The organism is Methylobacterium sp. GC_Met_2 (assembly GCF_026540795.1).
Taxonomy (GTDB): Bacteria; Pseudomonadota; Alphaproteobacteria; order Rhizobiales; family Beijerinckiaceae; genus Methylobacterium.
The window spans coordinates 1-9345 of record NZ_JALNUM010000174.1; the positions used below are offsets into that span (position 1 = coordinate 1).

At 54.9% G+C, this 9345-nt stretch carries 4 protein-coding genes and 4 pseudogenes; 3 read left to right on the forward strand and 5 right to left on the reverse strand.

Features of this window, described 5'->3' with window-relative positions; all coding sequences use genetic code 11:
* Positions 1-235 precede the first annotated feature (235 nt).
* Positions 236-1753, forward strand: coding sequence for a flippase (locus OXS49_RS31455; protein WP_267428493.1), 1518 nt, complete (start codon positions 236-238; stop codon positions 1751-1753).
* A gap of 283 nt (positions 1754-2036) precedes the next feature.
* A pseudogene (locus tag OXS49_RS31460) lies at positions 2037-3074 on the forward strand (IS630 family transposase); the annotation flags it as partial.
* Between the two features lie 10 nt (positions 3075-3084).
* Here OXS49_RS31460 and OXS49_RS31465 read toward each other — a convergent pair.
* From OXS49_RS31465 to OXS49_RS31475, 3 genes and pseudogenes are all read right to left on the reverse strand, one after another.
* The gene (locus OXS49_RS31465; RefSeq protein ID WP_267428496.1) at positions 3085-3594 is read right to left on the reverse strand and encodes a hypothetical protein; all 510 of its coding nucleotides are present in this window, start codon (positions 3592-3594) and stop codon (positions 3085-3087) included.
* A 630-nt stretch (positions 3595-4224) separates the two neighbouring features.
* Entirely contained in the window at positions 4225-5559 is a 1335-nt protein-coding gene (locus OXS49_RS31470) for an IS1182 family transposase (RefSeq protein ID WP_267428494.1), read from the reverse strand.
* A gap of 56 nt (positions 5560-5615) precedes the next feature.
* Positions 5616-6287: pseudogene (locus tag OXS49_RS31475) on the reverse strand (integrase core domain-containing protein); the annotation flags it as partial.
* Between the two features lies 1 nt (position 6288).
* On the opposite strand from OXS49_RS31475, the pseudogene OXS49_RS31480 reads away from it, so the two are divergent.
* Positions 6289-6526: pseudogene (locus OXS49_RS31480) on the forward strand (IS701 family transposase); the annotation flags it as partial.
* Positions 6527-7224: 698 nt separating this feature from the next.
* Here OXS49_RS31480 and OXS49_RS31485 read toward each other — a convergent pair.
* Positions 7225-8232: a hypothetical protein gene (locus OXS49_RS31485; protein ID WP_267428495.1), complete on the reverse strand. Its 1008-nt coding sequence runs from the start codon at positions 8230-8232 to the stop codon at positions 7225-7227.
* A gap of 873 nt (positions 8233-9105) precedes the next feature.
* A pseudogene (locus OXS49_RS33740) lies at positions 9106-9345 on the reverse strand (transposase); the annotation flags it as partial.

Sequence of the window (9345 nt, forward strand, 5' to 3'; positions counted from 1 at the left end):
ATGTTACGTCTACTACGCATGTGAGGCACTTCTTAACTTATCAAGAGTACCCTTAACGTCATTGCCGATCTTAAAGGGACAGGTTATTTAGTGAGCGATTAGCTGGGAAATGGTTTGAGTTGGTTTATGCATTTTGATGTGTTACTAGCCCGCCGATTAGGCGCACTATTCCAGCACAGGGCCGATCAGTGTCAAAGCTAGTGGGGCTGAGGAGAGGAATTGGAAACTAACGCATGTGTTTCTATCTAATATTCCAGATCGCCTTAGCGCAGGGCTAAACGATAAGTTTCAATTTATGGATAAGCATATGATAACCAAAGGTCAAGTTAGAAACTATTCAATTAATTCTATTGGACCTATAATTAATTTTCTTGTCGCAATTATAACCCTTCCTATTTATATTAAATATGTGGGTAATGAACGATATGGTGTTATTTCAATCATCTGGATCTTGTTAGGTTATGCAGGGTTTCTCGATCTCGGACTCTCACGAGCTTCGGAAAATGCTTTGGCAAAGGCAACGGTATACCGGTCCATTGAGCGAAGCTCGATCATAATCAGCACAGTTGCTATGAATGCATCGCTCGGGATCGTAGGTGCATTCCTAATATACGTGTTCGCTTCGGTTTTCTTCGGCTATTTCGTAGCCACAACACCTGCAATGAATGATGAAATTCGAGCATCTCTGCCATGGGTCGCAGCCTTTTTCCCACTGGCACTTGTCAACGGCATTGTAACCGGGTCACTTGACTCACGAGAAAAATTCTTTTCCGCAAATGTTATCTCCGTCTTTGGAGCAGTGATCGGCCAGATCGTACCAGCAATTTGTGCTGTATATGTCACCCCTAAATTAGATGTGGTAGTGCCGGCTGCCGTGATCGCCCGCGCTGCGGGCGTCGTAACAGGTTTATTATATGTTTTTTTTCTAGAACGCCCAATCATTCGAAACTCGGTCAAGATTTCAACTATCAAAAAATTGCTATCATATGGGGGCTGGATCACTGTTACGAGCGTTGTAAATCCATTGCTTGTTTCACTCGATCAATTTGTTATCGGATCCGTGGTCGGGATTGGAACGGTAACTTACTATGCTGTGTCAGTAACTCTGGTAACAAGGCTTCAAATTTTTGCGACGGCAATGGCTCGAACGCTGTTTCCTCGGTTGTCCCGCGCTGGAAGCGAAGAAGCACGTGAGCTTGCGGAAAAAGCAATGATCTTGCTTAGCTTTGGATTTGCTTTGCCGTGCTGCGCCGCGATACTCACAATCAAGCATATTCTCAATATTTGGATGGGTTCAGATTTCTCAAATTCAGCAACCTTAATTTCGCAGATACTTTTATTGGGCGGCTGGATTAACGGCGCTGCTCAGATACCATTCGGCGTATTGCAAGCTCAAGGTCGGCCAGATATTACTGCAAAATTTCACGCTGCGGAATTGTTGCCCTTCGCAATAGTGCTATGGGCGCTGGCTTCTAATTTTGGATTGACCGGAGCGGCGATTGCTTGGTCAATCCGTGTAACGGCAGATGCTTGTCTAATGGTTTGGGCGGCAAAGTTTAGCAGACGATCGGTTATGAAACTTATAATACCAGCAATTTTTCTTATTTCGTCCTTCCTTTTAGTGCGTTATTTTGACCCCTCAATATGGGTCTCAGCTGTAGTTTCAGTATTTATGGGAATTTTGATCGCATGTTCTGCGTTGGCCTGCAACTCCACGCTGCGTAAAAATATTCCAAAGTTGCAGAGGTTTTAACAGCTGAATAGTTTGCCTGTCGAGATTACATGAGGCCATATTACGAGCCGCCAAATTGAAGTCCAAAGCAGTACTAGTATTGCGACTGCTTTAGAGTAAGTAGATCAAAAGAAAATTTCAATCTTTGAATCCTTGAAGTTGCGAGCGAGAAAGTCTCTTTGCCTCATGGTGATGCCGCCGGGTCCGCGCTGTTTGCTCTTATACCAATCAACGGGGAGACTGACTCACGGGGTTTCGTTGCGAGGCTGGATCTGATTCGATGCGGTGAACTGGAGGGTTTGCCATGTCTGCTGCGGTGCCGCTGCGCGATGACTTCACGGCCGATGATCTGCGGCGGCGAGCCAAGATCAGCCGGGACGCGGGCCAGAGGCGTCGTCTTCTGGCGCTCGCTGAGATCTACGATGGCGGCAGCCACACGGATGCAGCGCGGATCGGGGTGGTGGGCCTGCAGACGGTGCGCGATTGGGTGCTGGCTTTCAACGCGGATGGTCCGGGCGGGGCTGATCAACGGCAAAGCGCCGGGCCGGAAGCCGAAGCTCGACGTGGCACAGCGCCGGGCATTGATGCAGATTGTCGGGAGCGGGCCGGACCCGGACCGGCACGGCGTGGTGCGTGGGCGGCTGAAGGATCTGGCTGCCTGGATCTACGCGAGCTTTGGCGTCAGCCTGGACGAGAGCACGCTCGGACGGCTCATCAATCGCCTCGGCTTCCGCAAGCTGGCAGTGCGCCCGCACCACCACGAGCAGGATCCAGCCGCCCTAACGGCCTTCAAAAAAACCTGCCCGCCGCCGTGAAGGCGATCCGCGCGCGGCTTCCAGCCGGAACGGCCATCGAGGTATGGTGGCAGGACGAAGCGCGCGTCGGCCAGAAGAACACCCTGCCGCGGCGATGGGCGCGCCGCGGGACACGACCCTCGGCCCCCAATTGCCAGCGCACGGCATACGCCTACATCTTCGAAGCGATCTGCCGGGAGAAGGGCAAGGGCGCCGGTCTCGTCCTACCCCGCTGCGGCAGCGAGGCGATGAACCTACATCTGGCCGAGATCAGCCGCTCCGTCGCGCCCCGCGCTCATGCCGTGCTGATGCTCGACGGCGCAGGCTTGCACTACGCTCACGACGTCGTCGTGCCGGACAATATCACCCTGCTGACGCTGCCGCCCCGTGCGCCCGAACTCAACCCAGTCGAGAACGTCTGACAGTTCATGCGCGACAACTGGCTCGACGACCGAATTTTTGCCTCCTACGAAGACATCGTCCAAAGCTGTTGCGACGCCTGGAACCGCTTCATCGACCAGCCCTGGAAGATCATGTCCCTGGGCCTGAGCACGGGGCCTACCGCTTATGATCAACGCCGATTGGTATTAGCTCGACTTTGGCCATCCACGCGGCGTGGCTCAGGGCGTAGGCCCAGGGCGGTGGCAAGCGGAAGCGGGGTTTGGTCTGAAGGCGTCGGCGTGGTGATGTCGCTAAAGCCCGCTGGCGCCAGATCGCGCAGCGGACCGCGGCCAGGGCATCGGCGAAGATGGTGCCTCGCTTGGGGTACCATGCGGCCGTGACGACTGCCCGCCGCTGACGGGCCTGGAGCCGTGCAGCCAGCAGAGTGACGATTGAGAACAAGGCGAGCAGGCAGGGCGTGGTGCGGGCGATCGCCGTGTTCGACCACTGACGCTGGGTCTCGACGCAGAGGTGGGCGCGGACTTCCTGGAAGGTAACCTCGACGCTTCTGCACCGTACGAACCACGACACGACCTGGGCCGGCTCGCGAGCGAGGTCGGTGCAGAGCAGGGCCTGAGGCTTGAAGCGTTTGACGGGATCGCGCACGAGCACCCAGCGGATCGGCACAACCGGCATCCCGCCGTGCCGCCACACCGCGGTGCCGGAGGCGCTCTTACGACAGGATGGATCAGGTGAAGCGGGCGGGTAGATTGGGCATCGGGTGTCTCTTGCTGGGGACACCCCCAGCCTACCCGTCATGCCCGCTTCGTCACCTTACACCGCTTGACCGCTCCCCCTCCTCCAATTGGCCAAAGTCGAGATTAGAATTCCTGAGCTTGCGGGCGTCGGCTCAACACGTCGGCGTCTATCGGTCGTGAATATCAACAAGCACTTTGTCAACTGAGGCATGGAGGGGCTGCAACATGAAAGGACCCGCTTAGTCGGTACTTCAATGCCTTTTATCCGCACAAAGGCGAAGGTCCTGACCTCGAGTTGCTCGGAAACGTCAGACGAGGTTATTCACTAGGACGGTCGCCCCGTCGCTTCGTGAACGGGTTTCGCTCAGGTAATTAACTACGCCTGCGGTGGTGCGGATCAGGCGCCGATGGTTTGAAGGATGGTGGCGAAGGGGCTGCCGTGTGAGAGGCATGCAGTGTCGACAACGGTGCGGATGCGGCTAGGAGCCCGTCCGAGTAACGAGTTTACGCGGTGGGATGAGGGTGGAAGTGTGGGCAGACGTGGGCGTCGGCTTTGGACTCAGTGACTGGCCTTGGCCAGCTTGAGGAGGTTGTGGGCGGTGCAGATCATCGCCCATTCGCCCCGGACTTGATCGAGGCCCCGGAGCAAGAACTGCCGGAAGCCTCTGGCCTGCTTGATCTGCCCAAACACCGGCTCCACGACCTGCTTCCTCAGGCGGTAGCGGCTCCGGCGGCCAGCCTGCTTCAGCCGCGCGGCCATCGCACGCATCAGGGGCGTCTTTGTCAGCGTCCGACGACCGGCCGCATCCGCCTCGCCGTGACGCGCCCGACCCGGAGCCAGATAGGCGGTGATCCGCCGCTCCTTCAGCGCGGCCAGGTTCGCCTCGTTGGCAAAGCCTGCATCGCCCGAGACCTCGCACGGCTTACGCCCGAGATGAGCGCGGACGTCGTCGATGAGCGGCACGAGGGCGCGGGCGTCGGCGGCGTTCGTCACGAGGCGATGCGCCACGATGATCTGATGCGCGGCATCGACGGCGATCTGCCCGTTGTAGCCCTGCACGAACCCGTCGCGCGTGGGCAGGATGCGGCTGTCCGGGTCTGTGAAGTTGCGCTGCGCCCGATCTGGCGGACCGCCGTCCTCACCACGTAGGGGTCGACCCTGCCAGCGCATGCCCGAGGACGCACTCGGCCCGCTCTCGTCCTCCGGGGTGGGCGGATCGACCGCTTCCGCTTCCAACGCGGCCTTCGCGGCGCGGATCGTCTCCAGCCGTCGCTGCTTGTCGGCCATCCAGTCCGGTGTCTCGTCGCCCCGTCGGTTCGCGCCCTGCACCGCATCCTCGGCCGCGTCCGCCTCGCGCGCCTGCTCCAGCCAGGCATCGACCTCGGCGGCCAGCGCCGGCTCGGCCGTCTTCATGCGTCCGTAGCTCATCGCCTTGTGGCGAGAGGCGTTGGCCTTCACCTTGGTCCCGTCCACCGCCACGTGGGCGAACTGGACCAAACCGGCCGCTCGGCACAGGCGCAGAACCTGCACGAAAAGGTCCGACAGGGCCACGAGGTGACGCTTGCGGAAGTCGGCGATGGTGCGGAAGTCCGGCCGTTTCAGCCCGGTCACCGCCATGACGTCGACCCGCTCCTCGCAGGCCCGAGCGAGCTGACGCGACGAGTACAGACCGCGGCTGTAGCCGTAGAGCAGAAGCGCCACCATCATTCCCGGGTGGTAGGGCGGGCAGCCGCGCTCCTCGCTGTAGGTATCGAGGATGGCCGAGAGGTCGAGCGCCTCCCGCACCGTGTCGCGAACGAAGTGCGCCATGTGCCCGGGCGGCACGAACTCGTGCAGCGAGGGCGGCAGCAACCAGCCCTGATCCACATCCCAGGAGCGAAACACCTTGGCCATGAGCCAAGTGAATCACCCTCCGGCCCCGCCGTCGAGAGGATTACTCGGACGGGCTCCTAGCTGTTTGGTCCCGCGGTGTGGTGTGACGGGTCGAGCTTTAACCGCTCGGGCTGTTTCGTCCAGGCCTGCCAGACGAACTCGTAGGGGGTAAGTCCACGAAGGGTCTTGAGCCGGCGTCCGTAGTTGCAGGCATCCACGATCAGCTGCAGGTGCTGACGGAGTTCGTCGTGGCTCTCGTAATGATAGCGCTTGACCGTGGCGTCCTTGATAGTTCGGATCATCCGCTCGACTTGACCGTTCGTCCATGGGCAGCGCGGCTTGGTCAGGCGATGCTCGATCTTGGTCTGCTCGCACGCCCATTCGAACGAATGCCAGCGGTACAGGCGGGGCCCGTCCTGGGTCGCCCAGTAGGCGGCTGCCTTCGCTTCGGCCCCCTCGTTCACTGGCTTGTTGTCGGTGAACTGGATGCCGTTGTCCGTCAGCACCGTGTGGATCGTGTAAGGCACCGCCGCGATCAGATCGTGTAGAATGGCCGCCGCGATCCGCTGTGTCGCCTTCTCGTGAAGTTGGACGAAGGCAAACTTGCTGGTGCGGTCGATGGCCACGAACAGGTGGAGGTTGTCCTGTTCCGTGCTGACCTGTGCGATGTCATTGTGGAAGTAGCCGATTGGGTAGGCCTTGAACTTCGAACGCTTCGGCTTGTCGAAATTCGGCAGGCAGCTGATGCCAACCGGGCTGCATCGACACGCGCTGATGACGTGTATCGCCTGCGCCTACCTGCAGCACTTCCGTCTCGCAGAACATCGTCGGACGGGGCAGGGGAAAAAATGACGGACCGCTTCCCGGGGCCGCCGCCATCACCCAGCCTGCCCGCCGTACAGCAGGCCATCATCGGTCAGCTGTTCGCCAGCCTTGTCCCGCCCGTCTTGTGCCCACACTGCCAAAGGCGCTTCAGGCTGCCCTCTAACATCAAAGTGCTCATGTAGTGTTAGTCCGCATTAGGTGAGTTGAAGGAGGGAACTAATTGTTGGTGACACGAAATATCGATCGCCACATCATCAAATTCCTGTCTTCATTAGTATACTCGGCATTCGTTGACAACTGCACCCACGTTACCACGGCCGCCAATATCGCTTCGGACGCATCCATCATCAACGAGGTAACTACAGGGCCGGATCTTCCGAGTCCGCAGCTTCAAGTCCGCCTGTATCAAAATGACCTCGACCATCGCCCGACGAGGCAGCAGCATACCAAAATCAACTGTCAGGCCGAACAAATAAATTATACGTCCAAGGACATCTTGATCAGACGCAACTACTATGTCATCGACAAACGATATCAGGATTCCCTCGTCGACTTCGTCAGTGTCCAGAACCCAAATCACCAACGCAGAACCTTAAGGCGGTGTTTCGACAGACGAAGCTATCCACAAGGCATGGCCTAACAAGCGCAGCCGCCCTCAAATCAAATGCCCTACACCACTCCCGAACGCCAAATTAATCGCCGATAAAACGCATGATTATACAACACACGACGAAGTATTCGTAATATTGCATTCGGATCGAACCATAAAATCCGATACCAAATAATAAAGCGCCTTACGACGCGTGATCAGACCAAAACACGTTGCGCTCCATATCGCATTTCTGCATCGCCTGTCCGAAACTACACTTCCATACGGCGATACAGCTCAGATATCTCTTGATTAAGTAACGCAGAATTGCATCCGATCGCGTCAAACAAAGTACGAAACCGCCACCGCCAATCTAATTTGTGTAAGGCGCGCATGTAATTTATTTTCGCGGAATTTGAGTCCCATGTTTTGATCTTAGAAGCCAATAAATCAAGCCCCTTTTCTCGATCAAGCGACGACAATGGCAATAAAGCCTCAGGCCAATCTATTATCTGCAAATCGCCATGCGGAGGTACGCCTATTACTGCGGCACCACAAGCGATCGCATCTGTCCATCGACCCGTAATATAAGCTTTAGATGGGTGAGTATATTTAGCCGGCGCAGCCACGTTTGAGTGTGCCAAGACAAATTTGCTGCGACTGTAGTAATTATTCATAAGAGACTGTATTGACAAAGCCTCCGGACTGTGCATAGCTGGACGCCCCGCGAAACGCAAACCCCGTGCTAAGCAAGCTCGCTCCGTCGCAACATCATCTTCCCAGCTGGAAGGCTGCCGGCCTATCCTGAGAAGATCAATAGGCCGATCCTTATTCGCATTACCGAATCTTAGAACGTCGCTCCCCCAATCGAGTCGCAGCGATCTCGTGCCGAATGTCTTTCTGTAATACTCATCGTCAAACGATTGCATATGTATGATAAAATCAAAATTATTTGATATAAAATTTTCGTTTCGCAATGTATGGTCTGTCCAAAAACTATCAACTATCCATAAAATTGATACATCGGCTCTAATGACCGAATTTGCTAAAGTCAAAAATGATCTAGCATCGCTCGAATTGCGGGCGATATATACAAGAACATTATTACTGGACGTTTTCTCCGCTTTGATTTTTGGAAAAAGAGAAAAAAACTTCTTCAGTTTCCCCGATACATCATAGAACTTTGCGCCCGTCATTTGAACTAAAAGCTCTTGCATGTGCAAGATAGGAAGCCATCCGACAGAGCGTGGTATGCTGCTGATGATTGTAAAATTGCTCATGATGCCGGTATCATCCCACACGGAACTATTAGGCTGTGTCTGGTAGCAGTGCCAAGTGGTGCTAATCACTTGCCCATAAGTAAGCCTGAAGCGATTGTGCTAGCATAGTGTCTTGGCCGGCGGCGATCGAAGTTGCAAAAATATTTTTTGTGTCTATATGAATCAAAAAAGGTCAACAACTAGGCGCGGCTGCGGAATAATTCATCGTATTCGACCGATTGATATCTCCTCAAAGCGCCTTGCCATCCAGTCGCAATCAGTGAGAAGGCTCAAGGATCGAGAGCTCTGCAAATTTTGAAAGATACTGATGTTCATTGGCCGTAACTGTCGCCAACAAACTTAAAAAAATCACTTAATCAAACTCGAGTAGCGGCTTTAATAGCCAGGAAAATAAATCAGCAAGCTCCACTTTGTTTGGTGTTCGGCGTACGACTATTTTTCGATAGTCACGGGATAATTAAGTTATCTAGTTTTTTTAGATTGCCTGTCTTAGCCCTATTCTAGAAGTTGAATAACATAAAACGCAAGCGGATTAAATGGACCGCCTCAAAAGCAAGAATGGATTATAAGCCGCCCCCGCCTCGCATCTTTAATACACTATCTAAACCTCCGATTCGAAAGAGGGCGATTAAAAGACTAAATAATTAAATACCGAACCGTCAGGACACATCGAATATCTGAAATTTGTTTATAAAATGTCAACTTGTAGCAAAAAGGAGGTTCTGATTGTAAATCGAAATGGAATCGGCCTACCCTCATTTGCCTACTCAGGTTCGAACTTATTGAGTAGTTCGTGAGTTACCCCTGGTTTGTGGTTCACGGCCTATACCAGCTCTCGTGCGGTTGGAGTTAAATCCGTTTGTCGTCTATGTCCTATCCAATTTTGCAGGTTGTGTCAGATTGATTGGCGTTTGCTCGAGGCGTCAAGCCGCCCAGAGTCGTGTGCGGTGGATTTTCGGTGTATTGGCACCTCCATTCTTCGATGCGCTGGCGGGCATCAGCCTATGACACGAACCACGACGTGTTCAGACATTCCGCTCGAAAGCCGCCGTTGAACGCCTCTTGTAACCGTTGTCGGTTGACGTGCTGGGTCGCAAGAATTCGTTTTCGACT

Bases quoted from the DNA above. Each gene is read 5' to 3' on its own strand.
- OXS49_RS31470 (WP_267428494.1), bottom strand. From the start codon at position 5,559: ATGGCCAAGGTGTTTCGCTCCTGGGATGTGGATCAGGGCTGGTTGCTG.
- OXS49_RS31485 (WP_267428495.1), bottom strand. From the start codon at position 8,232: ATGAGCAATTTTACAATCATCAGCAGCATACCACGCTCTGTCGGATGG.